Genomic DNA, 24814 nt, shown 5'->3' on the forward strand with positions numbered 1-24814 from the left:
CGGTACGGCAACGGCCCGGCCCCGCCGTCCCCCGTGGGCGGCGGGGCCGGGCCGTGTGCACGACCGGCGGCGGACCGTCAGCGCTTGATCTCCTTGATCTTCAGCATGCGCGTGATCACCTTGTCCAGTTCCTCGTCGTCGAAGACCTTCTTCCAGTCCTCGCGCACGATGGACTCACGGCCGTAGTCCATGGCGATCAGGCAGGCGTCGGAGAACGGGTTGGAGCCCTTGAGGGTGTTGGCGAGGGCGACCTGGGTGTGGCCGAGGAGCATCGCGCGGGCGGCCTTCTCCGGGACGCCGACGGTGTGCACGGTCTCGTGCAGGGCCTCGGTCAGCAGGGCGCCGACCATGCAGGCGATGGTCTCCACCAGGGTCGGCTCCAGCACGGCGAGCTGCTTGACGGTGACCCAGTGGACGTCGACCACGGGCGCGTACATCACGCGGATGACGGAGTCGGCCAGCTTCTGCTTGGCCTCGTCGCCGCCCTCGTACGCGGCGACGACCTCCTGCGGGGCGGCGATGCCGCCGAAGGTGTCCTGCCACTCCTCCTTGGTGGTGCGCTCCAGGAACACCGACGGGTGGCAGGGGTGGGCGCAGGCGTAGTGGATCTCCTCGCGCTCGAAGAGCAGGCCGGCGTAGGCGGCGGCCGGGTCGAGGGTGAGGACGACGGTGCCCGGCTTCATCAGCGGGACCAGTTCCTCGGAGACCTTGCCGAGGACGACGTCCGGCACGGCGAGGATGACGACGTCGGCCTGGGCCGCGGCGTCGGCGGACTCGGTCAGTTCACGGCCGAGACCGCGGATCAGCTCCTGCCCCTTGGGGGACGCCTCGCTGAAGAGCACCCGGAAGTCGCTCTCGACCAGGTTGTTGGAGACACGCTGGCCCATCTTGCCGGCGGCCCCGATGACGGCGACGGTCGTCACATCGGTCTGGATCTCGGTGGCCATTACTTGCTCCTCAGAAGGGTGTTGATGCTGTGCTGCGTCCACTGGTGTTCGAGCCGGGCGGTGGCGTCGAAGCCCTCGTCCTGCCACGGGAGCCAGTGCTCCACGATCTGGTTGATGCGGCGCTCGCCCCGCGCCCGACGGACGGCGGCGATCATGCCGTCGTATTCGAGGAGGCCCTCGCCGAGCGGGCAGCCGGCGTAGGTGAAGCCGACCCAGCCGTCGCGGCGGGTGAAGGCGAAGTCCTTGACGTGGATGTTGACCGTGTACGGCGCGGCGGCGGCCACCACGTCGACGGGGCGTTCCAGCCGGGCGACGCTGTTGCCCGGGTCGAGGACGACGCCGAGGTGGTCGCTGCCGACGCCGCGGACGACGGACACCAGGTCGTCGGTGGACACCTGCTCGTAGGTCTCCAGGCCCAGGGTGACACCGGCGTCGGCGTAGGCGGGCACGGTCTCCTTCAGGAGGGCGACGGCCTCGTCCGGCGTGGGCCGGTGGTCGGCGGTGTTGAGCATGGAGCGGACGAACGTGACGCCCAGGTCGGCGGCCATGCCGAGGTATCTGCGCAGGTGGTCCGGGCGGACGCCGCGGGTGCCGAGTTCCAGTTCCAGGCCCAGGTCGCGGGCGGTGGCGCGGACGTCGGCGAGCTGGGCGGCGTCGTAGGACTCGATGGGAGCGTAGTCGCAGATCTGGAAGACCTGCCCGCCGAGCCGCGCGGTGTCGGTGAGCATCTCGGTGAGCGTCATCGGCTGCGGGGCGCGGGCGGAGAAGCGCCAGAAGTAGGCGTAGGTGCTGATGCCGTAGGCCGTCATGACGCTCCCACCGGGGTGCGGATCTCGTCGAGGACGGCCCCGACGTTGTCCGGGTCGTGCGCGAAGCGGCCGAGGAAGAGTCCCTCGGCGGTGCCGGACAGGCGGGTGAGCAGGCCGGGGCCGGCGCTGCCGCCGTAGATGACGGTCGAGCCGGTGTGTCCGGGGCGGCCGTTCAGCCACTCCCGCAGGGCGGTGCAGACGGTGCCGATGTGCTCGGTGGAGGCGGGCTCCGGGGCGCCGATGGCCCACTGGGGCTCGTAGGCGAGGACCACGGTGCCGTCGAGGCCGTGCAGCAGGCGCTCGGCCTCGGCGACCGTGCGCCGCGCGGCCTCGGCCGGGGAGACCTGGTCGCGTTCGCCGACGCACAGCACCGGGGTGAGGCCGTTGCGCAGGGCGGCGGCCGTCTTGGCGGCGACGACCGTGTCGCCCTCGCCGTACAGGCGGCGGCGCTCGGCGTGGCCGACCTCGGCGTAACGGCAGCCGATCTCCTTCAGGAAGGGGCCGCCGACCTCGCCGGTGTACGGTCCGGAGTCCTCGGTGGCCAGGTCCTGGGCGCCGACGTCGATGCCGTACGGGGTGAGGATGCCGGCCGCCGGGACGATGGCCGGGAAGGCCGGCAGGACGAACAGGCGGGCGGCGCCGGAGGTGACCGCGGGGTGCCGCTGGGCCAGGTCGGCGACCTTGCGCGCCCAGTTGAGGGTCTGGTGGTGGCCGAAGTACATCTTCAGGCTCACCCCCAGCAGGACGGGAGGCTGTGCGGGGCCGGACATCAGGCGGCGGCCTCCGCGCCGTCTGCTCCGTCTTCGTAGTCGCACATCAGCTGGACCTTGGCGGCGGACGCGGAGGTCTCGTCGAAGCGGTAGGTGAGCCACTCCTTGGCCAGGCGGCGGGCGAGTTCCAGGCCGACGACGCGCTGGCCGAAGGTGAGGACCTGCGCGTTGTTGGAGAGGATCGCGCGCTCCACGGAGAAGGAGTCGTGGGCGGTGACGGCGCGGATGCCCTTGACCTTGTTGGCGGCGATGGCGACGCCCAGGCCGGTGCCGCACACCAGCAGCGCGCGGTCCGCCTCGCCGCGGGCGACCATCTCGGCGGCGGCTATGGCGACCTTGGGGTAGGCGGTGTGCCCGTGGGCGTCGACCCCGACGTCGGTGACGGAGGCGACCAGGTCGCTGTTCTCCAGGTCCTGCTTGAGGGCTTCCTTGTACTGGTAACCGGCGTCGTCGCAGCCGACGACGATACGGAGCTTGTCAGTCATGACCGTCTTCCTCAGTGGTGGTCGAGCAGCACGCCGTGGACGGCGCGGGTGATGAGGGCGAGGGAGTGGGCCCCGGCGTCCGGGGTGCCGAGGGACTTCTCGGCGTGCGGGCGGGCCCGGCCCTTGCGGGGCAGCAGGTCCGCGGTGGCGGCGGCGGCCTCGGCGGCCGCGGTGGCGGCCAGGTCCCAGGACGCGGTGAGCGCGCCGCCGGCGGTCACGGCCTCGGTGAGGGTGCCGGCGAAGGGCACGAGCACGTCGACCATGGTCTTGTCGCCGACCTCGGCGCCGCCGAGCCGCTGTACGGCGGCGGAGGCTTCCGCGACGCCTTCGGCGACCCGGGCGGCGGTCGGGGCCTCCTGGTCGCCGAGGGCGGTGGCGATGGAGCGCAGGATGGTGCCCCACAGGGCGCCGGAGGTGCCGCCCGCCTTGTCGGCCCAGGCGTCGGCGGCGTGGGTGAGCACGGTGGCGGCGCCGGCGCCCAGCTCGTGGGCGGCGCGGGCGGCCTGCCGGGCGGCGGTGGAGCCGCGCTGCATGCCGATGCCGTGGTCGCCGTCGCCGGCCACGGCGTCGATCCGGCCGAGTTCGTCGACGTGGGTGTCGACGGTGGCGGCCACCGCGTCCAGGGCGGCCAGGACGGTGGCGGCGGCGGCGCGGGAGGCGTCGGAGGCGGCGGGGATGCTCCGGTCGTCGGTCTCGGCGGCGGTCACGGCCGGGGCGGCGGGCGCCTCGGGCGCGTCGAGGGCGCCCTTGCGGTGAGCGGGGGTGTCTGCGGGGGCCCGCCACAGGTCTTCGAGGAGGTCGTCCAGCCAGGTCAGGGTGAGGGAGACACCGGCCATGTCGAAGCTGGTGACGAGTTCACCGACCTCGGGGTCGATTATCTCGACGCCGGCCTCTTCCAGAAGGGCGGCGACCTTGCGGTAGACGACGAACAGTTCCTCGTACTTGACGGAGCCGAGGCCGTTGAGGATCACGGCGGCGCGCTGTCCGGAGGGTCCGGCGACGTCCTCGGGGAGTTCCGCGAGCAGGGTGGAGACCAGGAGGTGCGCCGCCTCGTCGGCGGTGGGCAGCTCCTCCTCGCCGATGCCGGGCTCGCCGTGGATGCCGAGGCCGACGGCCATCCGGGCCTCGGGGACGGTGAACAGGGGGTGGTCGGCGCCGGGGAGGGTGCAGCCGGAGAAGGCGATGCCGAAGGAGCGGGTGCGGGCGCCGGCGTGCGCGGCGACGTTGAGCACCTCCTTCAGCGGCAGGCCCCGCTCGGCCGCGACCGCCGCCGCCTTGAAGACGGGCAGGTCGCCGGCGATGCCGCGGCGCTTGTCCGCCTCGCCGGGGCCGGCGCTGGCCACGTCGTCGGTGACGGCGAAGGTGTACGTCTCGATGCCTTCGGCGGTGAGCCGTTCGGCGGCCTGGCCGAAGTGCAGGACGTCACCGGCGTAGTTGCCGTACATCAGCAGCACTCCGGCGCCGCCGTGCGCGGCGCGGGCGACCGAGCGGATCTGGGCGGCGGAGGGCGAGGCGAAGACGTTGCCGACCGCGGCGCCGTGCGCCAGGCCCCGGCCGACCAGGCCGGAGAAGGCCGGGTAGTGGCCCGAGCCGCCGCCGATGACCACGGCGACCTGGCCCTCGGGGGTGCCCCCGGCGCGGACGACGCCGCCGGTGACGGGCCGCACCCAGCGCCGGTGGGCGGCGGCGAAGCCCTCCAGGGCCTCGTCGGCGAAGGCGGCGGGGTCGTTGAACAGGCGGGTCATCGAAGGGCCTCCATGGTCTGGTGCTCGGGGTCGGGGGCCGGTTCGTCGGTGCGGTGGCGGCTGGAGAGCCAGATCATCAGGGCGGCGGACAGCAGCATGAAGAAGCCGACCAGGTAGAGCGGTACGTAGTAGGCGCCGGTCCAGTCCTTGAGCCAGCCGGTGATGTAGCTGGAGGCGAACCCGGCGATGTTGCCGGCCGTGTTGATCAGGGCGATGCCGGCCGCGGCGGCGGCTCCGGTCAGGAACCGGGAGGGCACCGACCAGAAGACGGGCAGGGCGGCGAAGATGGCGCAGGCGGTCACGGTGATCACGGCGACCGTGGCGGTGGGTGAGCCCATGTAGAGGGCGACGGGGATGGAGAGACCGCCGACGACCGCCGGGCCGGCCACGTGCCAGGTGCGGGTGCCGTGCTTGGTGGCGTGCCGGGTCCAGAAGAACAGCACGATCGCGGCCGGCAGGTAGGGGATGGCGGTGATCCAGGCCTTGTCCATCACGCTGAACGTGGTGTCGTACTGCTCCTGGAAGCCGTTGATGATCGTCGGCAGGAAGAACGCGAGGGCGTACAGGCCGTAGACGAAGCCGAAGTAGACGACGGCCAGGGTCCAGACGCGGCCGCTGGTGAAGGCGCGCTTGAGGTCGCCCTTGGCGTGGCTGCCCTCGTGGCCGGTCTTCTGGGCGTTCTCGGCGGCGAGTTCCCGGGTCAGCCAGTCCTTCTCGGCCGGCGTCAGCCACTTGGCGTCGGCGGGCTTGTCGATCAGGTAGAACCAGGCGATGACGCCCAGCAGGATGGCGGGGATCGACACGAAGAGGAACATCACGCGCCAGCCCTCGAGGCCGAACAGGCCGTGGTGGCCGATGAGCCAGCCCGCCAGCGGGGCACCGAAGACCGTGGTCAGCGGCTGCGCGAGGTAGAACAGGCCGAGGATCTTGGTGCGGTGGCGGGAGGGCACCCACTGGCTGAGGAACAGGATCGCGCCGGGGAAGAACCCGGCCTCGGCGACACCGAGCAGGAAGCGCAGCGTGTAGAGCTGACCACTGCTGCTCACCCAGGTGAACAGCAGGGAGACGATGCCCCAGGTCACCATGATCCGGGCCAGCCAGCGGCGGGCTCCGAAGCGGTGCAGGGCCATGTTGCTGGGGACTTCCAGGACGATGTAGCCGAGGAAGAAGATCCCTGAGGCGAATCCGAACTGGGCGGCGGTCAGGGCCAGGTCCTGGCCCATTCCGTTCGGTTCGGCGAACGAGACGGCCGTGCGGTCCAGATAGTTCACGAAGAACATCAGGGCCACGAACGGCACGAGGCGTACTGAGACCTTCTTGATGGCAGTTCTCTCGACTGCCGCGGCTGGCGCGTCGGCACCCATGGCGACTCCTCGGCTCGCCCGGACAGCTCCGTCCGGGATGGCTCACGCCGGTGGCGCCGTCGAGGCGGCCGACCGGATCGCTCTCACGCTATGCCGCCGATCCAAATTGGTCACCAATTTACCAGTGTGGCGACCGTCATAGATTTCCGAACGGCCCAACTCTTGACAAACCTCACCCATCCGGCCGATGAACCGGCTGGTCAATCCGGGTGCGGCGGCATCTGGTTGACTGGTGACCGTGACCAGTCAGCCTGATCAGCAGTCTCCGGACGCCGCTCCCGACCTGGCGCGGCTGCTGCGCCCCGTGGTGCGAGAGTCCTCTGTCAGCGAGGTCGCCAAGCGGCTCCTCGACCACCTCTCGGCCGGACACATCAAGCCCGGTACCCGGCTGCCCGCCGAGCGGCAGCTGGCCGAGGCACTCGGGGTCGCGCGCTCCAGCGTGCGCGGGGCACTGTCCGCGCTGGACGTCCTCGGCATCATCGAGATCCGGCCCGGTTCCGGCTCGTACGTGCGCGAGGGCACCTCCGAGTTCCTGCCCCGGGCGATCAACTGGGGGCTGATGCTGGGCCAGCGGCGCACCCAGGACCTGGTCGAGGTACGCACCTACATGGAGGGCGTCTCCGCCCGGCTGGCCGCCGAGCGGGCCACCGACGAGGACATCGCCCTGCTGGAGGAGCACCTCGGGCGCATGCGGGAGGCGCGCGGCGACGTCACGGCGTTCATCGACGCGGACATCGCCTTCCACCTGGAGTGCGCCCGCATCGCCCGCAACAGCGTCCTCAGCGACATCCTGCACAGCATCCGGGCCCTGCTCCAGGTCTGGATGGAGCGGGTCAGCGACATCGAGGGCACGGTCAGCGGCACGCTGTGCGAGCACGACGCGGTACTGGAGGCGATCCGGGCCCGCGACCCGGAGGCCGCCGACCGGGCCATGGCGGAACACATGCGCATGGCCAGCGCCCGGCTGCGCGCCTCGGTGGACGGCGAGGTCTGAGCCTGCCGGTCCCCTTTCCGGGCAGGCGTATCCGATCGGGTCCCGGCATGCTGGGTGCCGGGAGGACCGGTACGGCGGAAGGCGGGCACGGTGGACTGGCGTGAGTTCGGGGAGCGGATGGCGCTGCTGGCGCGGGATCTGCTGGCGCAGGAAACGGTGGACGACACGCTGGAACGGATCACCCACGCGGCCACCGATCTGGTCGAGGGCTGCGAAGCCGCCGGCATCCTCATCGTGCAGGCCGGCCGGGTGCGGTCGGTCGCGCCGACCGACCAGGTGGTGGTCGACAGCGACCGGCTCCAGGAGCGTCTCGCCGAGGGCCCCTGCTTCGACATCGCCCGCTCCGTCGCCGACGAGCGGGGCTTCCGGATCACCGACTTCAACGACGAGCCGGAGCGCTGGCCCGCCTACGTACCCGCCGCTCGTGAGCTGGGCCTCGGCAGCATGATGGGCATCCTCCTGTACACGGACGACGAGGAGCTGGGGGCGCTGGACTTCTACTCCCGCCGGCCCGGCGCCTTCACGGAGGCCAGCGAGACGGCGGGCTGGCTGCTGGCCTCGCACGCGGCGGTGGCGTTCTCCAGCGCCCGCAGCCACGCCCAGATGCGGCAGGCGATCGACACCCGGCACACCATCGGTGAGGCGATGGGCATCCTGATGGGCAGTCACCGGATCACCGAGGAGCAGGCGTTCGGCGTGCTGCGCCGCTACTCCCAGGATCACAATGTGAAGCTGCGGGACGTCGCCCGGCGCGTGTGCGAACTGGGCCGCCTGGACTGAGACGGGCCCCCGGTACGGCGTGGGACGCACCGGCACACCCGCGCGGCGAGCGGGGTGCCCGGCGCCGGGCTAGGTTGGTGCAATCGGCCCGCACCGGACGGCCGCGCCCACGAGCCGCCCCGAGGACCGAGAACCGACGCCGCCGCCGCTGACGACGCCGAGGACCGAGGACCCAGGACCGCTTGGAGGAGCGCCTTTCAGTGAACCGGTTCCTGAGCCCTTTCCACTCCCTGTGGGACAGGCTGGCCGCCACCGCCCTCGTCCGGCAGGCCCGGGAGCTGGAGCTGATGCACCGGGCCATGGGTTTCGCCACGATCGCACTGGTCACCCTGGCTCCGCTGCTGATCGTGGTGGCCGCCGCCGATCCGCTGGGCCGCGGCGGGTTCGCGGCGTGGCTGGCCGACGGCATGGGGCTGTCGGGGCGGTCGGCCCGGGTGCTGACCGAGATCATCAGCCCGCCGCGCGAGATCATCGGCACCACCAGCGTCTGGGGTGGTCTGCTGCTCGCGGTGTTCGGGGTGTCCTTCGCGGCGAGCGTGCAGAACGGCTACGAACGGATCTGGGGCCTGCCGTCCGGCCCCTGGCACCGGGTCTGGCGCCAGCTGGCGTGGGTGGCGATGCTGACCGTGTACCTCTACCAGGAGGTGCAGACCCGGACCGGGCTGCACGGCACCGCGCGGATCGTGCTGTCCACGGTGACCGGCACCTTGTTCTTCTGGTGGGGCCAGCACTTCCTGCTGGGCAGTTCCGTCCGCTGGCGGGACCTGTTCCCGGGGGCGCTCGCCACGATGGTGGGGCTGATCGGCCTGCGGGGCTTCTCCTATCTGGTGTTCACCCCGCTCATCCTGGACAACGCGATCAGCTACGGCACGGTGGGCACCGTGCTCGTGGTGGAGTCCTGGCTCATCGGGGTGGGGTTCGTGGTCTTCGGGGGCGCGCTCGCCGGCCGCTGGTTCCACGAACACCACTGGCTGCCCCGCCGTGAACGCGACGCCGCCGGCATCGACACGGACCCGGACACTCCTGGCGGTGAGTGACATGAGCGGGGGCCGATGTCCCGCTGTCGTCAAGACCGCCGCCGCACCCCGCCCGCCACCGCCGCCACCGCCGTCGTGGCGAGGCCCGCGCCCACGGCGAGGGCACCCCGGTGGCGGGAGAGCCACAGCTGGAGGCTGCGCGGGTGGGCCTCGTCGTCGAAGGCGCCGTGCGCCCCGACGTCGGTGCCCGCGGTGTCGTCCGGCGGGTCGAACAGGTTGACCGGGCGGCGGGCCGGATCGACCGGTTCGCCGGTCTGCTGGGAGTCGTACCCGGTGCGGGCCAGGTAGCGGTCGAGGAGCGCCGGGGCGATCCGCTGCCCGATCAGCGTGGCGACGGTCGAGCCGCCGATCCAGTGCTCCCGGCGCCCGGGGTGGTCCACGGCGCGCAGGACGCCCTCCGCGGCCACCTCGGGCTGGTACACCGGGGCAACCGGGCGGGGATGCCGGGGCAGCCTGGTGAGGACCCAGCTGAACTGAGGGGTGTTCAGGCCGGGCAGCTGGACCATGGTGACCCGCACCCCGCTGCGGTCGTGCAGCAGCTCGCACCGCAGGGAGTCGGTGAAGCCCTGGATGGCGTGCTTGGCCCCGCAGTACACCGACTGGAGGGGCACGCTGCGCTGCGCCAGCGCCGAGCCGACCTGCACGATCGTGCCCCGGTCGCGGGGCCGCATCCGGCGCAGCGCGGCCTGGGTGCCGTACACGAAGCCGAAGTACGTCACTTCCGTGGCCCGCTTCAGCTCATCGGGCCGTACCTCCTCGGCGGGCGCGAACACGGTGGTGAAGGCGGCGTTCACCCACACGTCGACCGGTCCCAGCTCGTCCTCGACCCGGCCGGCCGCGGCGTCGACGGCCGCCGCGTCGGCGACGTCCACGACGAGCGGCAGTGCCCGGCCGCCCGCCGCCCGCACCTCCTCGGCCGCCCGCTCCAGGCCGTCGCGGCCGCGGGCCAGCAGGGCGACGGAGGCACCGCGTGCCCCGAAGGCCCGGGCGGTTGCCCGGCCGACCCCCGCGCTGGCCCCGGTCACGACCACCACGGGGGCGGCGCGGCGGGCCGTTCGGTCGGCGGTGTGGGCCATGGGAACCTCCAGGTCATGGACGGAGACGGCGAGTGCCCGGGTTGCCGTGACCGGTTGCCCGTAAACCGGAGCCCCTGGGGACTCCCGGTCAGGGACGGACGAACACACCGGGCCGGGCGTTCAGCGGCCCCGCGGCGGTGCCGTGCTGGCCCGTTCCACCAGCCGGGTCGGCACCAGCGTCGTGCCCCGCTCCGGGGCGCCCTCGCGCATCTGGCGCAGCGCCGCCTCCACGCACAGCCGGCCCACCTCGGCGAAGTCCTGGTGCACGGTGGTCAGCGGCGGCAGGAACGCCCCGGCCTCGGGGATGTCGTCGAAGCCGATGACACTCACGTCCTCGGGCACCCGCCGCCCGCTCTCGTGCAGGGCGCGCAGCAGACCCAGGGCCATCTGGTCGTTGGCGACGAAGACGGCGGTGCACTCCTCGTGGGCCGCCAGCTCCAGCCCGGCCCGGTAGCCGGACTGGGCCGACCAGTCACCGCGGACCAGGGGCGGCGGGGTGCGGCCCGCCTCGGTGAGGGTCGCCCGCCAGGCGTCGGCGCGGCGCTGGGCGGCGTAGGAGTCCTCGGGGCCGGCCAGGTGCCACACCGTCTCGTGGCCGAGGCCGAGCAGGTGTCGTACGGCGGCGCGGGTGCCGCCCGCCTGGTCGGTGTCGACGACCGTGTAGTGGTCGCCGGCGTCGGAGTCGACGACCACCACCTGCACCTGGGGCGGCAGGGTGACGGTGGCCGCGTCCAGCAGGTGCACCTCCATGATGACGATCACCGCGTCGACGGCGAGCTCCTCCAGGCGGGAGAACGCGCCGCGCACCTCGTCCTGGGTGGGCACCGCGACCGGCAGCAGGGTCACCGCGTACCCCTCGTGCGCGGCGGACTGGGCGATGGCCTCCAGGGTGCGCACGTTGCCGGTCGTGGACAGTGTGAAGGTGATCACTCCGATGGTGCGGAACTCACCGCTCTTCAGCGCCCTGGCCGCGCTGTTGGGCCGGTAGCCCAGCTCCTTCATGGCCGCCCGCACCGCCCGCCGGGTCTCCTCGGTGACCCCGGCGTACCCGTTGGAGACCCGGGAGACGGTCTGCGAGGAAACCCCCGCCAGCCTGGCCACATCCGCCATGGAGGCGTTCTGCGCCCGGCCGCCGCGCCTGCGCCGGGAACCTGTTCCGGGAGCTCCGGCGAAACCCGCCGGTGCGGGCGTGCTCGCCGTGGCTCGCTCAGCCGTGTCCACTCGCCGTCCGCCACCTTTCCTTGTTCGTGCGGGGCTCGCACGGGTCGCCGCCCGAAGGGCCCTTGACCGTCTTGACCGGAGCACGGTAGACATGCCGCCTACCGGATGTTCACGTAAACCTAACAACCCCAGCCCGTCTCCGCGCTGTCGATGTTTACGTAAACATCGCGAGTTCAGCATATGAACCCCAGCAAGGAACGAGATGACGACGCTGCACCCCCCAGCGGCCTCCGGACCGCGTCCCGCACCGCCCGAGGCGCGCCGGGACCGCCGGTCCTGGACGGGCTGGGGCTTCCTCGGCCCGTTTGTGGCCGTGTTCGCCCTGGTCTTCCTCGCGCCGATCGCGTACTCGATCTACCTGAGCCTGTTCCGCGAGCAGTTGATCGGCGGCACCACCTTCGTCGGCCTGGACAACTACCAACAGGCCCTCGACGACGACCGGTTCTGGTCCGCCCTCGGCCGCGTCACGCTCTTCCTGGTCGTGCAGGTGCCGATCATGCTGGGCCTCGCGCTGCTGGTGGCCCTGGCACTGGACAGCGGGCGCCTGTACGGCCGGGACTTCTTCCGGATCTCGATCTTCCTGCCGTACGCCGTGCCCGCCGTGGTCGCCACCCTGATGTGGTCGTTCATGTACGGCACCCGCTACGGCCTGGTCGGTGACATCAACGACGCCCTGGGCATCTCGCTGCCCGACCCGCTCGGCGCCGACCTGATGCTGGCCTCCATCGGCAACATCGTCACCTGGGAGTTCATCGGCTACAACATGCTGATCTTCTACTCTGCGCTGCGGGTGATCCCGAACTCGCTGTACGAGGCGGCGCAGATCGACGGCGCGGGGCAGTTCCGGGTCATCACAGCCATCAAGCTCCCGGCGATCCGCGGCGCCCTGGTGATCGCCACGATCTTCTCCATCATCGGCAGCTTCCAGCTGTTCAACGAGCCGAGCATCATCCGGCCGCTGGCGAGGAACGCCATCACCACCGACTACACGCCGAACTTCTACACGTACTCGCTGTCCTTCAACGGGCAGCAGCAGAACTACTCCGCGGCGGTCGCCATCATCATGGGGCTGATCACCATGGTCATCGCCTACATCGTCCAGCTGCGCGGCACGCGCAAGGGAGCGTGAAACAGCGATGACCAGTCCTGTCACCACCGCCTCGGGCCGTCGCCACGCGCCCTCCTCCGGCCGTTCGCACGCCGCGCCGCCGCGGCTGCGCTCCCACCGCCGCCGGCCGTCGGCCGGCAAGCCGAAGCGCAGTGTCCTGCTGACCGTCCTCACCGGCCTGGTGCTGCTCTACGCCCTGGTACCCCTGCTGTGGCTGCTCATCAGCGCCACCAAGACGCAGGAGGGGCTGGGTGATTCGTTCGGCCTGTGGTTCGACGACGACTTCGCCCTGTGGAGCAACATCGCCGACACGTTCACCTACGACGACGGCGTGTTCACCCGCTGGCTGCTGAACACCCTGATGTACGTCGTCCTGGGCGCGGGCGGTGCCACCTTCCTCGCCGTGCTCGGCGGCTACGCGCTCGCCAAGTACCAATTCCCTGGCAAAAAGGTCGTGTTCGCGGTCGTGATCGGCGCGGTCGCGGTGCCGACCACGGCGCTGGCGGTGCCCACCTTCCTGATGTTCAGCAAGATGGGGCTCACCAACACCCCTTGGGCCGTCATCATCCCGTCACTTATTTCGCCGTTCGGTCTGTACCTGATGTGGGTGTTCGCCACCGATGCCATACCGACCGAACTGATGGAAGCCGCCCGTATCGACGGCGCGAGCGAGGCTCGAACCTTCTTCCGAGTTGCACTGCCGCTGCTGGCTCCCGGTATTGTGACGGTCCTGCTGTTCACCATGGTCGCGACATGGAACAACTACTTCCTGCCGCTGATCATGATCAAGGATCCGGACTGGTACCCCCTGACCTTGGGACTGAACGCCTGGAACGCTCAAGCCCAAACGGCCGGCGGCGAAGTGGTGTTCAACCTGGTCATCACCGGCTCCCTGATCACCATCGTGCCCCTGGTCGCCGCGTTCCTGCTGCTCCAGAGGTACTGGCAGTCCGGGCTCGCCGCCGGGAGTGTCAAGGAGTGACGGCAGCTCCCCCCAGCACGACCTCCCCCCACGCATGTTCCTCGTTCTGCACACCCCCGACAGGGCCGACCCCGGCCACAAGGAAGTGGAAGCTCGACCATGCACAAGCACTCGCGCCGCCTGCTGCGCAGCATCGGACTCGTCTGCGCTCTCGCGCTGGGAGCCACCGCCTGCGGTGACTCCGACGGAGAATCGAGCGGGAAGTCGGTCTCCGAGTCCGACATCAAGGCGGCCCTGGAGAAGGGCGGCGAGATCACCGTATGGGCCTGGGAGCCCACGCTGAAGAAGGTGGCCGCGGACTTCGAGAAGGCGCACCCGAAGGTCAAGGTCAACCTGGTCAACGCCGGCACCAACGCCGACCAGTACACCGCCCTGTCGAACGCCATATCGGCGAAGAAGGGCGTCCCGGACGTCGCGCAGATCGAGTACTACGCCATCGGCCAGTACGCGCTGTCCAAGGGGCTGACCGACCTCAGCGAGTTCGGCGCGGGCAAGCTCGCCGCGCACTACTCCCCCGGCCCGTGGTCCGCGGTCCAGTCGGGCACCGACGGGGTGTACGCGCTGCCCATGGACTCCGGTCCGATGGCGCTGTTCTACAACAAGAAGGTCTTCGACAAGTACGGCATCGAGGTGCCCAGCACCTGGGACGAGTACGTCGACGCCGCCAAGAAGCTGCACGCGGCCGACCCGAAGGCGTACATCACCGCCGACGCCGGTGACGCGGGCACCACCACCAGCCTGCTGTGGCAGGCCGGTTCGCGCCCGTACTCGGTGACCGGCGGCACCAACGTGAAGGTCGACTTCTCCGACCAGGGCGCCACCACCTACAGCGACACCTGGCAGAAGCTCCTCGACGACGACCTGGTCGCCCCCATCGCCGCCTGGAGCGACGAGTGGTTCAAGGGCCTGGCCGACGGCACCATCGCCTCCCTGGCCACCGGCGCCTGGATGCCCGCCAACCTGGAGTCGGGCGCCAAGGACGCCTCCGGTGACTGGCGGGTCGCCCCGCTGCCGCAGTGGAAGGAAGGCGGCAAGTCGAGCGCGGAGAACGGCGGCAGCTCGCTGGCCCTGCCGGAGCTCGGCAAGAACGAGGAACTGGCCTACGCGTTCGTCGAGTACGCCAACTCCGGCAAGGGTGTGAAGACCCGGCTCGACGAGGGTGCCTTCCCGGCGACCACCGAGGACCTGCAGTCCTCGACGTTCCAGGAGACCAAGTTCGACTACTTCGGCGGCCAGCAGGCCAACAAGATCTTCGCCGAGTCGGCGGCCGACGTCGCGGACGACTGGTCGTACCTGCCCTTCCAGGTGTACGCGAACTCGATCTTCAACGACACCGTGGGCAAGGCCTACGTCTCCGACACCAAGCTGAGCGACGCCCTGAAGTCCTGGCAGGACGCCTCGATCAAGTACGGCAAGGAGCAGGGCTTCACCGTCGAGTGACCCGATAGCTCAACTCCCGGGGCGGCGCGGCGAGTCCGCGCCGCCCCTTTGCACATCTGCACCTCTGGAAGGACCGCCATGATCTCCACCCTCCTGTCGCGCCCCGGCGGCCCGGACGACGACGACCGGACCCCCCGTCTCCTCTTCGGTGCCGACTACAACCCCGAGCAGTGGCCCCGAGAGGTGTGGGACGAGGACGTCCGGCTGATGCGCGAGGCCGGCGTCAACGTCGTCTCCGTGGGGATCTTCTCCTGGGCCCGGCTGCAACCCGGCCCGGACCAGTGGGACTTCGGCTGGCTCGACGAGGTCATGGACCTGCTGCACGCCAACGGCGTCGGGGCCGACCTGGCCACCGCCACCGCCTCCCCGCCGCCGTGGCTGACCACCGCCCACCCGGAGATCCTGCCGGTCACCGACCGGGGCGAGACGGTGTGGCCCGGGGCCCGGCAGCACTGGCGGCCCACCTCGCCGGTGTTCCGCGAACACGCGCTGCGCCTGGTGCGCGAGATGGCGACGCGTTACGCCGCCCACCCGGCGCTGGTCGCCTGGCACGTCTCCAACGAGCTGGGCTGCCACAACGTGTACGACTACTCCGACGACGCGGCCCGTGCCTTCCGCACCTGGCTGCGCGCCCGGTACACCTCGCTCGACGCCCTCAACCACGCCTGGGGCACCGCCTTCTGGTCCCAGCGCTACACCGACTGGGACCAGATCCTGCCGCCCCGGCTGGCCGGCTCGCACCCCAACCCGACGCAGCAGCTGGACTTCAAGCGGTTCTCGTCCGACGCGCTCAAGGACCACCTGCGGGCCGAGCGCGACATCCTGCGGGAGATCACCCCGGACATCCCGGTCACCACCAACTTCATGGTGATGGGCGGCACCAAGGGCATGAACTACGCCGACTGGGCGCCGGAGATCGACTTCGTCTCCAACGACCACTACGTGCACCCCGGCCCCCAGGACCGCGACGAGCTGTCCTTCTCCGCCAACCTCACCAGCGGCATCGCCGGCGGGCGGCCGTGGTTCCTGATGGAGCACTCCACCAGCGCGGTGAACTGGCAGCCGGTGAACGTGGCCAAGCGGCCGGGCGAGCTGGCCCGGGACGCGCTGCTGCACGTGGCGCACGGCGCCGACGCGGTCTGCTACTTCCAGTGGCGGCAGTCGGCGGCGGGCGCCGAGAAGTACCACTCGGCGATGGTCCCGCACGCCGGCCCGGACAGCGACCTGTTCCGCGCGGTGGTGTCCCTCGGGCAGACCCTGAAGGCCCTCGCGCCCGTCGCCGGCAGCGAGCGGGAGGCGGCCGAGGTCGGCATCCTCTTCGACTGGGAGTCGTGGTGGGCGAGCGAGCAGGACTCGCACCCCACCTCGCTGCTCGACTACCGCCAGGAGGCCCTGGACTGGTACTCGGCGCTGCTGGCCCTCGGCATCCGCGCCGACCTGGTCACCACCCGCGCGGAGCTGAGCCGCCACAAGGTGCTGATCGCGCCGGTGCTGCACCTGGTCCCCGCCGACCTGGCCAAGGAGCTGACCCGGTACGCCGAGCGGGGCGGCCACCTGGTCACCACGTACTTCTCCGGTGTCGTCGACGAGAACGACCACGTCTGGCTGGGCGGCTACCCCGGTGCCCTGCGCGAGCTGCTCGGCATCCGCATCGAGGAGTTCGGGCCGCTGCTCGACGGCGACACGGTGCAGCTCGACGACGCGACGACGGGCGGTGCGACGGCGAACGACGTGATCACAGGCGGTGTGGTTACGGGCGGTCTGTGGACCGACCGGATCACCGTCACCGCCGAGGAGACCGAGGTGCTCGCCCGCTACCGCACCGGTGACCACGCCGGACGCCCGGCCGTGACCCGGCGGCCCGCCGGCGACGGTTCGGCCGCCTATGTCTCCACCCGGCTCGGCGTCGCGGGGCTCACCGCCCTGCTCCCCCGGCTGCTGGAGGCGGCCGGGGTGGCGAGCGACCTCCCCGCCGGGCTGCGCGGACGCGTCGAGGCGACCGTACGGCGCGGCCCGGACGCCCGGTTCCTGTTCCTGGTCAACCGCACCGACGACACGGTGCCGGTGCCGGAACTGCCCGGCGAGATCCTCACCGGCACCACCGGCGCCGACGGCACCCTCGTCCTCGGCCCCCGCGAGGTCGCCGTACTGCGGCAGCCCGACGCCTAGCCACACCACCCGCGGTCCGCGCGCTCCCCGCGAAGAGCGCGCGGACCGCGCCGACCCAGGAGGACCACGTGGCACCCGACCCGCACGAACAGGACGTACGCCGGCGGATGGCGGCCCAGGAGCTGTACTGCGACGGCGTACCGGGCCTGACGGAGGAGCGGCTGCGCGGCAAGGAACTGGCCGACGCCTACAACCGGACCGCTCCCCGCGACGAGGCGGGCCGTGCGGCGCTCCTGACGGAGCTGTTCGGCGCGCTCGGCACGGGCGTGTGGATCGAGCCGCCGCTGCACGTGGCCTACGGACGCAACGTCCGCCTGGGCGACGGCGTGTACGCCAACTTCGGCCTCACGCTGGTCGACGACGTGGAGGTGGTCGTCGGCGACCGGGTGATGTTCGCCCCGCACGTCACCGTGAGCACCACCGGTCACCCGGTCCACCCGGAGCTGCGCCGGGACGGCACCCAGTTCTCGGCGCCGGTGCGCATCGAGGACGACGTGTGGATCGGCGCGGGAGCGCTGATCATGCCGGGCGTCACCATCGGCCGGGGGTCGGTGGTCGGCGCGGGCAGCGTGGTGACGGCCCACGTACCGCCCATGACGGTGGTCGCCGGCACCCCGGCGCGGGTCCTGCGCGAGATCACCGACGCGGACCGGGAATGGACGTACCGCCCGCCGCGCACCCTGCCGCTCGACTGACCCGTGCGTGCCTCAACTCCCTTTCCCCGGCAGTACGATGATCACCAGGTGCGGTCCCGACGCACCCCGGACGACGGACGACGGAGCGTGCCATGACGACGGACAGTTCCCGGCCCCTGGAGATCGACACCAGCAAGGCCCATCCCGCGCGTGTCTACGACTGGCTGCTGGGCGGCAAGGACAACTACCCCGTCGACGAGGCGGTCGGCCGGACCCTGCCGGCGGAGGCGCACGACGCGGCCCGGCAGAACCGGGCGTTCATGAACCGCGCCGTCGCCCACCTCGCCGTCCAGGGGATCGACCAGTTCCTCGACATCGGCACGGGCATCCCCACCGAGCCCAACCTGCACCAGATCGTGCAGCGCACGGTGCCGACGGCCCGGGTGGTCTACGCCGACAACGACCCGATCGTGCTGCGGCACGCCGAGGCGCTGCTGGTCAGCCGTCCCGAGGGCGCCACGGACTACATCCAGGCCGATGTGCGCGACCCGGACGAGATCGTGCAGCACGCCCGGGCCGTCCTTGACTTCGACCGGCCGATCGCGCTGTCCCTGATCGCCCTGATGCACTTCATCCCCGACGACCAGGACGCCCACGGCATCGTCCGGCGGCTGGTCGGCACCCTGCCCTCCGGCAGCCACCTGGTGCTCTCGCACGCCGCGATCGACCTCTTCCCCGAGCTGGCGGAGCAGGTCGTCGCGCAGTACGCGAAGGGCGGCATCCGCCTCGGCTTCCGCACCCGGGCGGAGGTCGCCCGGTTCTTCGACGGCCTGGAGCTGATCGAGCCGGGGCTGGTCACCGCGCCCGAGTGGTACGGCCCGGAGCAGGAGCGCCCCGAGCCGGAGGAGAGCGGTATCTACGCGGCGGTCGCGCGCATCCCCTGACCGTCAGCGCCGGCGGCTCCGGGCCGCCCAGCCGCTGCCGATCCCCGCGACGTGCAGCGCCAGCAGGGCGAGCCCGACGAGCATGAAGTTGACCGACGTGAAGACGTCGTTGGTCGAGATGTCCGCCGCGTTGATCAGAAAGGCGATGAGGAACAGAACCGCTGCGACGATGGCGAGCACGGGGGCCTCCTCGGGTCGGACGGCGCCGTTCGGCGCCGTGCCACCCGTATGCCCCCGTACGGCCCGGAAACACGGTGGCCGACGACTCCCTCGCTGATGCCCGTACAGTGGAACAACGGTCCTTTACGGACATACCCCACACCGCGGAGCACCGATGCACCCCCCGCCTCCCGTCCCGGACGACGATTCCGGCGCACTGTTCGGGCTCGACGCCCTGGCGGAGGGGGCCGGGACGGGTCCGTCCTTCCGTGACTCGGCCACGGCCCGCCGGCTGCTGCCCGTCCGGGAGATCCACGCCGAGCCCGCGGCGGCCGCCTCACCGCGCGGCCGGCAGATCCTCGCCCGCTTCCCCGGCGCCCGGCTGACCGAGGTCGCCTCCCACTGGGGCATCCCGGGGCTGCACGGCAACGAGGGGAACGTCGAGCGCTGGGTCCGGGTCAAGGGCGAGACGCTGGTGCTCGGCGAGCGCAAGACGCTCACCACCCGCCCCAACGGACGCTCCGCCGACTGGATCGCGCCGGGCGCCTCCAACGGCTGCGCCATGTCCTGCGCCTACTGCTACGTGCCCCGGCGCAAGGGCTACGCCAATCCGGTCACGGTCTTCACCAACATCGACCGGATCATCGGACACATCGGCCGGCACGTGGCCCGGCAGGGCCCGAAGACCGAGCCGAACCAGTGCGACGCGACGGCGTGGGTGTACGACATCGGCGAGAACGGCGACTGCTCGGTGGACGCGCTGATCAGCGACAACACCGCGGACCTGGTCCGCGCGTTCTGGCGGTGGCCGACCGCGAAGGCGTCGTTCGCGACCAAGTTCGTCAACCCCGACCTGCTCGCCCTCGACCCGCGCGGCCGGACCCGGATCCGCTTCTCGGTGATGCCCCCGCAGGACGCCCGGCTGCTGGACCTGCGCACCTCGCCGGTGCCCGAGCGGATCGCCGCCGCGGCCGACTTCCTGGACGCCGGGTACGAGGTGCACTTCAACCTCTCCCCCGTGGTGGTCCGGCCCGGCTGGCAGGACGCCTGGGCCGAGCTGCTGGACCACCTCGACGACGTGCTGCCGCAGCGGGTCAAGCGGCAGGCCGCCGCCGAGGTGATCATGCTGACGCACAACCGGGACCTGCACGAGGTCAACCTCGGCTGGCACCCCCGGGCCGAGGAGGTGCTGTGGCGGCCGGAGCTCCAGCAGGCCAAGCGCTCCGAGAACGGGGCGCTCAACGTCCGCTACCGCAACCAGGCCAAGGCGGAGGCGGTGGAGACCCTGCGCGGTCTGATCACCGCCCGCGCGCCCTGGCTGCGGGTGCGCTACGCGTTCTGACTACTTGAGAGCCCCGGCGAACAGCGGGACGACCTTGTCCAGGGCGTAGCCGACCGACAGCACGGAGTTGGTGGCGAAGGCCTGGCTGATGTCCTGGTCGTCGAAGACGACGTCGTGGCCCTTCTTCACCGCCGGCAGCGACTTGTACAGCGCGTCGCCGGAGATCTTGGACGCCTCGATGCCGATGGGCGCCATGACCACCAGGTCGGCGTCGAGCATCTGGAGGTTCTCCTCGGAGACCGTCACCGAGAAGCCCTCACCGGCCTCGGCCTCGACCTTCGGGTTGTTCTCGAAGCCCAGTTCCTCGACGAAGCCGACCCGGTCGGTGCCCCGGACGTAGGCGCCCCAGCCGTTGGAGGTGCGGGAGCCGACCGTGATCGTCCTGCCCTTGAACTCGGGGTGCGCCTTCGCGGCGGCGGCGAACTTCTCCTCGGTATCGGCGATCAGCTTCTCGCCCTCGTCGGCGAGGCCGAGCGCCTGGGAGATCATCGTGGTCTGCTTCTCCCAGCCGATCTTGTACTGCTCGCCGCCCTTCGGCACCCCGATGGTGGGGGCGATCTTGCTGAGCGTGTCGTAGCGGGTCTGGTCGCCGCTGGACTTGGTGTCGAGGATCAGGTCCGGCTCGAGCGCGGCGATCTTCTCGTACTCGGGCTCCAGGGTGCCGATCTTCTGGGGGCTCTCGTCGTACAGGTCCTTCGCCCAGGGGCCGGTGCCGTCGCCGCCGAAGGCGAGCCAGTCGCTCTGGCCGACCGGCTGCACGCCCAGGGCGAGGGCGGTCTCGGCGTCGCCCCAGCCGAGGGCCACCACTCTCTTGGGCTGTTCGTCGACGGTGACGGTGCCGAACTTGGTGGCGATCTTGGCCGGGAAGGCACCGGAGGCCGCCGTCGCCTTCGTCGAGGAGTCGGCGGCAGAGTCGTCCGAGGACGAGCCGCCGCAGGCGGACAGCGCACCGGCCAGGGTCAGCACCAGGGCGGGGGCGAGCAGGCGGGAGGCGGAACGGAGAGACATGAGAGAGGTACTTTCTGTGCGGTTCACGGAGAGGGGACGTGGTGCCGGCCCAGCGGGACCACCATCGGGGTGCCGGAGGCCGGGTCCTCGATCACCGTCGAGCGCAGTCCGAACACCTCGCGCACGAGGGACTCGGTGACGACGTCGGACGGGGCGCCCTCGGCGACGACCCGGCCGGCCTTCATGGCGATCAGGTGATCGGCGTAGCGGCAGGCCAGGTTGAGGTCGTGCAGGACGACGGCGAGGGTGACGCCGCGGTCCCGGTTGAGGTCGGTGAGCAGGTCCAGGACGTCCAGCTGGTGGCTGATGTCGAGGTAGGTGGTGGGTTCGTCGAGCAGGAGGATGTCGGTCTCCTGGGCGAGCGCCATGGCGATCCACACGCGCTGGCGCTGGCCGCCGGAGAGTTCGTCCACGGACCGGTCGGCGAGTTCCAGGACGTCGGTGGCGAGCATGGCCGCGGCGACGCCCTCGCTGTCCGCCGCGGTCCAGCGGCGGAACCAGCCCTGGTGCGGGTAGCGGCCCCGGCCGACGAGGTCGGCGACGGTGATGGCGTCGGGGGCCACGGGGCTCTGCGGCAGCATGCCGAGGCAGGCGGCCACCTCCCGGGTCGAGGTGCGGTGGATGTCCTTGCCGTCCAGGAGCACGGTGCCGGCCGTGGGGGTCAGCAGCCGGGCCATGGCGCGCAGCAGCGTCGACTTGCCGCAGGCGTTCGGGCCGACCACCACGGTGAGGCGGCCCGGCGGCAGGTCGACGTCGAGACCGGAGATGATCTCGCGCTCCCCGTAGCCGAGACCGAGGTCGCGGGTCTGAAGGGTGTGCTGGGACGACACCGGGGTCCTCCTACGTCGGACGGGTACGGGGGTGACGGACGGGGTGCGGTGCGGTCAGCCGGCGCGGCCGACCCGGCCCGCCCGGGCCAGCAGCCACAGCAGGTAGGGGGCGCCGATGACGCTGGTGACCACGCCCACCGGCACCTGGGTGCCGGGCAGCGCGTGCTGGGCGGCGAAGTCGGCGAGGCACACCAGCGCGGCGCCGGTCAGCGCGGACGGCACCAGGGCGGCGCCCTGGCCGGGCACCAGACGGCGGGCCACGGGCGGCGAGACGAAGGCGACGAACCCGATCGGACCGGCCGCCGCGGTGGCCACGCCGACCAGGGCGGTGGCGCTCGCCAGCAGCGCGAGCCGGTCGCGCTGCACCCGGGCGCCGAGGCCGCCGGCCGTCTCGTCGCCGAGCTGGAGCGCTCCGAGGCCGCGGGCCGCGGCCAGGGTGAGCGGCAGCAGGACGACGGCGCAGCCGAGCAGGGGCCAGAACTGGTCCCAGGAGCGGCCGTTGAGGCTGCCGGTCAGCCAGACGAAGGCGTTCGCCGCCTCGGTGACCTCCGCGCGGGTCATCAGGTAGGAGCGCAGGCTGACCAGTCCGGTGCCGACGCCGATGCCGATGAGCACGAACCGTCCGCCGCTGACCCCGCCGCGCCAGGCGAGCAGGTAGATGGCGGTGCCGGCGGCGAGCGCGCCCACCAGGGCGCTGCCCGACATGGCGAGGCCGCTGAGGCCGAACGCCATGGAGGCGAGCACGGCGCCGGCACTGGCGCCGGCGCTCACGCCGATGACGTCCGGGCTGGCCAGGGGGTTGCGCAGCAGTGCCTGGAAGACGGCGCCGGACAGGCCGAAGCAGCAGCCGACGAGCAGGGCGAGCAGGGCGCGGGGCAGCCGCAGTTCGCCCACGATGAACCAGGTGCCCGCGTCGGCGCGTCCGGTGAGGACCGCCAGTACGTCGGTGAACGGGACGTCGATGTCGCCGACGGTGAGGGACAGCACCAGCGCGGCCAGCGCGGTCAGGGCCAGGGCGGCGCAGACGGTGGTGAAGCGGATCAGCCGGGCGCGGCGCAGGCGGCCGACGCGGGCGGCAGCCTCGACGACAGGGGTGCTCACAGGGCCGCCTTCCCACGTCTGCGGACCAGCAGGATGAACGGCACGCAGCCCACGGCGGCGGTGACGACCCCGACCTGGACCTCGCCGGGCGGGGCGACGACCCGGCCGATGACGTCGGCGACCAGCAGCAGGACCGGTGCCAGCAGGGCGCTGTAGGGCAGCACCCAGCGGTGGTCGGGGCCGGTGAGCATGCGGACCGCGTGCGGCACCGCGAGGCCGACGAAGCCGATGGGGCCGGCGATCGCGGTCGCCGCGCCGCACAGCAGGACCACGCTGACGGCCCCCGTCAGGCGGGCGGCGGCGACCCGTTGGCCGAGGGCGCGGGCGATGTCGTCGCCGAGCGCGAGGCCGTTGAGGCGCGGTCCCATGCCCAGCGCCAGGACGCCTCCGACGACGACGAAGGGCGCTGCCTGGAGGAGGACGTCGAGGTCGCGGCCGTCGAGCGCGCCGACCTGCCAGAAGCGGTACTGGTCGTAGGTCCGGCTGTCGGTGAGGAGCATGGTGTCGGTGAGGGAGACCAGCAGCCCGGTGGCGGCGGCGCCGGCGAGGGCGAGCTTGACGGGCGTGGCGCCCTCGCGGCCGAGGCCGGCCACCCCGTAGACGAGTCCCGCCGCCAGGCAGGCGCCCAGGAAGCCGAACCAGATGTACTGGCCGGGTTCGGTGAGGGACAGGACGCTCATCGCGAAGACGACGGCGACGGCCGCGCCCGCGTTGATGCCGAGCAGGCCGGGGTCGGCGAGCGGGTTGCGGGTGACGCCCTGCATCACGGTGCCCGCGAGGCCGAGGGCGACGCCGGCCAGTACTCCGGCCAGGGTGCGCGGGAGGCGTACCTCCTGGACGACGAGCTGGGCGCGGACCGAGCGGTCGGGGTCCAGCACGCCCCGCACGACGTCGCGCAGGGGCACGTCGCCCGAGCCGACGGCCAGGCTGAGCGCGATCGACGCGACGAGCAGGACGGCCAGCAGGCAGAGCCCCGCCGTGAGGGCCGCGCCGCCGTGCCGCCGGCCGGCGCCGGTCCCGGTGTTCCCGGCGTCCTGCGGGCGGGCCGGGGCGGGAGCGGTCACCGGGGGGCCGGCCGGGGGGAAGGGACGGGGCGCATGGGAAGTCCTTGGGGGCAGGTGAGCGGCCCGAGTCACCGGACGGACCCGCCCGGATGATCAGGTAAGGCGAACCTAACATCAGATATCGTTCGGTTCGCAACCACTCATCGTCCCCGCACAGCTTGGAGCCGGCCTTGCCGTACACGATCGACGCCGCCGAGGACCGGCCGGACACCGGCACCCGCGAGGGCTGGGTCGAGCTCGGCTCCCGCGCCGAGCTGCGCGAACTGCTGGGCGAGCCCTGGCCCCTGGTCATCGACAAGGTCCACGACCGGCTGACCGACGAGGACCTGGAGATCCTGGCCCGCTCCTCCTTCTGCCTGCTGGGCACTTCCGACGCCGACGGGAACTGCGACGTCTCCCCGCGCGGTGACGCCCCGGGCTTCACCCATGTCCTCGGTCCGGGCCGGATCGCCCTGCCGGACCGGCCGGGGAACCGGCGCGGGGACAGCTTCCACAACATCCTCGACAACCCGCGCGCCGGTCTGCTGTACCTGGTCCCGGGCGGCAAGCAGGTGCTGCGGGTCAACGGCCGGGCCCGCATCCTCACCGACGCCCCGTTCTTCGACGCGATGGCGGCGGGCGACGGCAGGCGTCCCGCGCTGGCGATCGTGCTGGACATCGACGAGATATACCTGCACTGCCCGGCCTCCCTGAACCGCTCGGGCCTGTGGAAGCCGGAATCCTGGCAGGCGGGTTGAGCCGTCGTCGGGTCGTCGTCGCGCCCCGGCACTACCAGCAGTTATTAGGGTAGGCTAACCTTCGCCT

At 71.8% G+C, this 24814-nt stretch carries 24 protein-coding genes; 11 read left to right on the forward strand and 13 right to left on the reverse strand.

Going from position 1 to position 24814, the window contains the following annotated elements; genetic code table 11:
* Positions 1-77: 77 nt before the first annotated feature.
* The 6 genes from ACIQR3_RS17270 to ACIQR3_RS17295 are packed head-to-tail and all read right to left on the reverse strand — an operon-like array spanning position 78 to position 6120.
* Complete coding sequence (locus ACIQR3_RS17270) at positions 78-947, reverse strand: phosphogluconate dehydrogenase C-terminal domain-containing protein (RefSeq protein ID WP_403539420.1); 870 nt, start codon at positions 945-947, stop codon at positions 78-80.
* A complete protein-coding gene (locus tag ACIQR3_RS17275; protein WP_403539423.1) occupies positions 947-1756 on the reverse strand; it encodes a sugar phosphate isomerase/epimerase family protein in 810 nt (269 codons plus the stop codon). The genes ACIQR3_RS17270 and ACIQR3_RS17275 overlap by 1 nt, the downstream gene beginning before the upstream one ends.
* Positions 1753-2526 carry a triose-phosphate isomerase gene (locus tag ACIQR3_RS17280; protein ID WP_403539426.1) on the reverse strand — a complete coding sequence of 258 codons (774 nt, stop codon included), beginning with the start codon at positions 2524-2526 and terminating at the stop codon, positions 1753-1755. Before ACIQR3_RS17280 ends, ACIQR3_RS17275 begins: the two co-directional genes overlap by 4 nt.
* Entirely contained in the window at positions 2526-3011 is a 486-nt protein-coding gene (locus ACIQR3_RS17285; protein ID WP_403539429.1) for a ribose-5-phosphate isomerase, read from the reverse strand. The genes ACIQR3_RS17280 and ACIQR3_RS17285 overlap by 1 nt, the downstream gene beginning before the upstream one ends.
* 11 nt (positions 3012-3022) lie before the next feature.
* Entirely contained in the window at positions 3023-4756 is a 1734-nt protein-coding gene (locus ACIQR3_RS17290) for a dihydroxyacetone kinase family protein (protein ID WP_403539430.1), read from the reverse strand.
* Positions 4753-6120, reverse strand: a complete 1368-nt coding sequence (locus ACIQR3_RS17295; protein ID WP_403539432.1) for an MFS transporter — start codon at positions 6118-6120, stop codon at positions 4753-4755. Before ACIQR3_RS17295 ends, ACIQR3_RS17290 begins: the two co-directional genes overlap by 4 nt.
* Positions 6121-6352: 232 nt before the next feature.
* Here ACIQR3_RS17295 and ACIQR3_RS17300 point away from each other — a divergent pair, with 232 nt between their 5' ends.
* From ACIQR3_RS17300 to ACIQR3_RS17310, 3 genes are all read left to right on the forward strand, one after another.
* Entirely contained in the window at positions 6353-7114 is a 762-nt protein-coding gene (locus ACIQR3_RS17300) for a FadR/GntR family transcriptional regulator (RefSeq protein ID WP_215166663.1), read from the forward strand.
* Between the two features lie 117 nt (positions 7115-7231).
* Positions 7232-7894, forward strand: coding sequence for a GAF and ANTAR domain-containing protein (locus ACIQR3_RS17305; protein WP_403540046.1), 663 nt, complete (start codon positions 7232-7234; stop codon positions 7892-7894).
* Between the two features lie 200 nt (positions 7895-8094).
* On the forward strand, positions 8095-8931 hold the full coding sequence (locus tag ACIQR3_RS17310; protein WP_403539434.1) for a ribonuclease BN: 837 nt from the start codon (positions 8095-8097) through the stop codon (positions 8929-8931).
* Between the two features lie 29 nt (positions 8932-8960).
* On the opposite strand, the gene ACIQR3_RS17315 is transcribed toward ACIQR3_RS17310, so the two are convergent.
* Together ACIQR3_RS17315 and ACIQR3_RS17320 are read right to left on the reverse strand one after the other, a co-directional pair.
* Positions 8961-10007: an SDR family oxidoreductase gene (locus ACIQR3_RS17315; RefSeq protein ID WP_403539436.1), complete on the reverse strand. Its 1047-nt coding sequence runs from the start codon at positions 10005-10007 to the stop codon at positions 8961-8963.
* Positions 10008-10127: 120 nt separating this feature from the next.
* Positions 10128-11228 (reverse strand): LacI family DNA-binding transcriptional regulator, encoded by a 1101-nt coding sequence (locus ACIQR3_RS17320; RefSeq protein ID WP_403539438.1) that lies wholly within the window; start codon positions 11226-11228, stop codon positions 10128-10130.
* A gap of 202 nt (positions 11229-11430) precedes the next feature.
* Between ACIQR3_RS17320 and ACIQR3_RS17325 the strand changes: the two genes are divergently transcribed.
* The 6 genes from ACIQR3_RS17325 (at position 11431) to ACIQR3_RS17350 (ending at position 18506) form a co-directional block, all read left to right on the forward strand.
* Positions 11431-12357, forward strand: coding sequence for a carbohydrate ABC transporter permease (locus tag ACIQR3_RS17325; protein WP_403539439.1), 927 nt, complete (start codon positions 11431-11433; stop codon positions 12355-12357).
* Positions 12358-12364: 7 nt separating this feature from the next.
* Positions 12365-13318, forward strand: a complete 954-nt coding sequence (locus ACIQR3_RS17330; RefSeq protein ID WP_403539441.1) for a carbohydrate ABC transporter permease — start codon at positions 12365-12367, stop codon at positions 13316-13318.
* A gap of 99 nt (positions 13319-13417) precedes the next feature.
* Positions 13418-14758, forward strand: a complete 1341-nt coding sequence (locus tag ACIQR3_RS17335) for an ABC transporter substrate-binding protein (protein ID WP_403539443.1) — start codon at positions 13418-13420, stop codon at positions 14756-14758.
* A 78-nt stretch (positions 14759-14836) separates the two neighbouring features.
* Positions 14837-16927 (forward strand): beta-galactosidase, encoded by a 2091-nt coding sequence (locus ACIQR3_RS17340; RefSeq protein WP_403539446.1) that lies wholly within the window; start codon positions 14837-14839, stop codon positions 16925-16927.
* Between the two features lie 68 nt (positions 16928-16995).
* A complete protein-coding gene (locus ACIQR3_RS17345; RefSeq protein ID WP_403539448.1) occupies positions 16996-17622 on the forward strand; it encodes a sugar O-acetyltransferase in 627 nt (208 codons plus the stop codon).
* Positions 17623-17714: 92 nt separating this feature from the next.
* Entirely contained in the window at positions 17715-18506 is a 792-nt protein-coding gene (locus ACIQR3_RS17350; RefSeq protein WP_403539450.1) for an SAM-dependent methyltransferase, read from the forward strand.
* Positions 18507-18509: 3 nt separating this feature from the next.
* On the opposite strand, the gene ACIQR3_RS17355 is transcribed toward ACIQR3_RS17350, so the two are convergent.
* Entirely contained in the window at positions 18510-18686 is a 177-nt protein-coding gene (locus ACIQR3_RS17355; RefSeq protein WP_403539451.1) for a hypothetical protein, read from the reverse strand.
* Positions 18687-18840: 154 nt separating this feature from the next.
* Between ACIQR3_RS17355 and ACIQR3_RS17360 the strand changes: the two genes are divergently transcribed.
* Positions 18841-20007, forward strand: coding sequence for a spore photoproduct lyase family protein (locus tag ACIQR3_RS17360; protein ID WP_403539454.1), 1167 nt, complete (start codon positions 18841-18843; stop codon positions 20005-20007).
* On the opposite strand, the gene ACIQR3_RS17365 is transcribed toward ACIQR3_RS17360, so the two are convergent.
* Genes ACIQR3_RS17365 through ACIQR3_RS17380 form a run of 4 tightly spaced genes read right to left on the reverse strand, consistent with a single transcriptional unit; the run spans position 20008 to position 24010 of the window.
* Positions 20008-21015, reverse strand: a complete 1008-nt coding sequence (locus ACIQR3_RS17365; RefSeq protein ID WP_403539456.1) for an iron-siderophore ABC transporter substrate-binding protein — start codon at positions 21013-21015, stop codon at positions 20008-20010.
* A gap of 23 nt (positions 21016-21038) precedes the next feature.
* Complete coding sequence (locus ACIQR3_RS17370) at positions 21039-21845, reverse strand: ABC transporter ATP-binding protein (protein ID WP_403539459.1); 807 nt, start codon at positions 21843-21845, stop codon at positions 21039-21041.
* Between the two features lie 54 nt (positions 21846-21899).
* On the reverse strand, positions 21900-22946 hold the full coding sequence (locus ACIQR3_RS17375) for a FecCD family ABC transporter permease (RefSeq protein WP_403539461.1): 1047 nt from the start codon (positions 22944-22946) through the stop codon (positions 21900-21902).
* The gene (locus tag ACIQR3_RS17380) at positions 22943-24010 is read right to left on the reverse strand and encodes a FecCD family ABC transporter permease (RefSeq protein ID WP_403539464.1); all 1068 of its coding nucleotides are present in this window, start codon (positions 24008-24010) and stop codon (positions 22943-22945) included. The genes ACIQR3_RS17375 and ACIQR3_RS17380 overlap by 4 nt, the downstream gene beginning before the upstream one ends.
* 170 nt (positions 24011-24180) lie before the next feature.
* Between ACIQR3_RS17380 and ACIQR3_RS17385 the strand changes: the two genes are divergently transcribed.
* Entirely contained in the window at positions 24181-24747 is a 567-nt protein-coding gene (locus tag ACIQR3_RS17385) for an MSMEG_1061 family FMN-dependent PPOX-type flavoprotein (RefSeq protein ID WP_403539466.1), read from the forward strand.
* Positions 24748-24814: the final 67 nt, after the last annotated feature.

The organism is Streptomyces sp. NPDC090994, from assembly GCF_044768905.1.
Lineage (GTDB): Bacteria > Actinomycetota > Actinomycetes > Streptomycetales > Streptomycetaceae > Streptomyces.

Coding starts and splice junctions, on each gene's coding strand:
- ACIQR3_RS17350 (WP_403539450.1), top strand. CDS start 17,715: ATGACGACGGACAGTTCCCGGCCCCTGGAGATCGACACCAGCAAGGCC.
- ACIQR3_RS17330 (WP_403539441.1), top strand. CDS start 12,365: ATGACCAGTCCTGTCACCACCGCCTCGGGCCGTCGCCACGCGCCCTCC.
- ACIQR3_RS17275 (WP_403539423.1), bottom strand. CDS start 1,756: ATGACGGCCTACGGCATCAGCACCTACGCCTACTTCTGGCGCTTCTCC.
- ACIQR3_RS17285 (WP_403539429.1), bottom strand. CDS start 3,011: ATGACTGACAAGCTCCGTATCGTCGTCGGCTGCGACGACGCCGGTTAC.
- ACIQR3_RS17340 (WP_403539446.1), top strand. CDS start 14,837: ATGATCTCCACCCTCCTGTCGCGCCCCGGCGGCCCGGACGACGACGAC.
- ACIQR3_RS17325 (WP_403539439.1), top strand. CDS start 11,431: ATGACGACGCTGCACCCCCCAGCGGCCTCCGGACCGCGTCCCGCACCG.
- ACIQR3_RS17280 (WP_403539426.1), bottom strand. CDS start 2,526: ATGTCCGGCCCCGCACAGCCTCCCGTCCTGCTGGGGGTGAGCCTGAAG.
- ACIQR3_RS17305 (WP_403540046.1), top strand. CDS start 7,232: ATGGCGCTGCTGGCGCGGGATCTGCTGGCGCAGGAAACGGTGGACGAC.
- ACIQR3_RS17335 (WP_403539443.1), top strand. CDS start 13,418: ATGCACAAGCACTCGCGCCGCCTGCTGCGCAGCATCGGACTCGTCTGC.
- ACIQR3_RS17365 (WP_403539456.1), bottom strand. CDS start 21,015: ATGTCTCTCCGTTCCGCCTCCCGCCTGCTCGCCCCCGCCCTGGTGCTG.
- ACIQR3_RS17270 (WP_403539420.1), bottom strand. CDS start 947: ATGGCCACCGAGATCCAGACCGATGTGACGACCGTCGCCGTCATCGGG.
- ACIQR3_RS17290 (WP_403539430.1), bottom strand. CDS start 4,756: ATGACCCGCCTGTTCAACGACCCCGCCGCCTTCGCCGACGAGGCCCTG.
- ACIQR3_RS17315 (WP_403539436.1), bottom strand. CDS start 10,007: ATGGCCCACACCGCCGACCGAACGGCCCGCCGCGCCGCCCCCGTGGTG.
- ACIQR3_RS17360 (WP_403539454.1), top strand. CDS start 18,841: ATGCACCCCCCGCCTCCCGTCCCGGACGACGATTCCGGCGCACTGTTC.
- ACIQR3_RS17295 (WP_403539432.1), bottom strand. CDS start 6,120: ATGGGTGCCGACGCGCCAGCCGCGGCAGTCGAGAGAACTGCCATCAAG.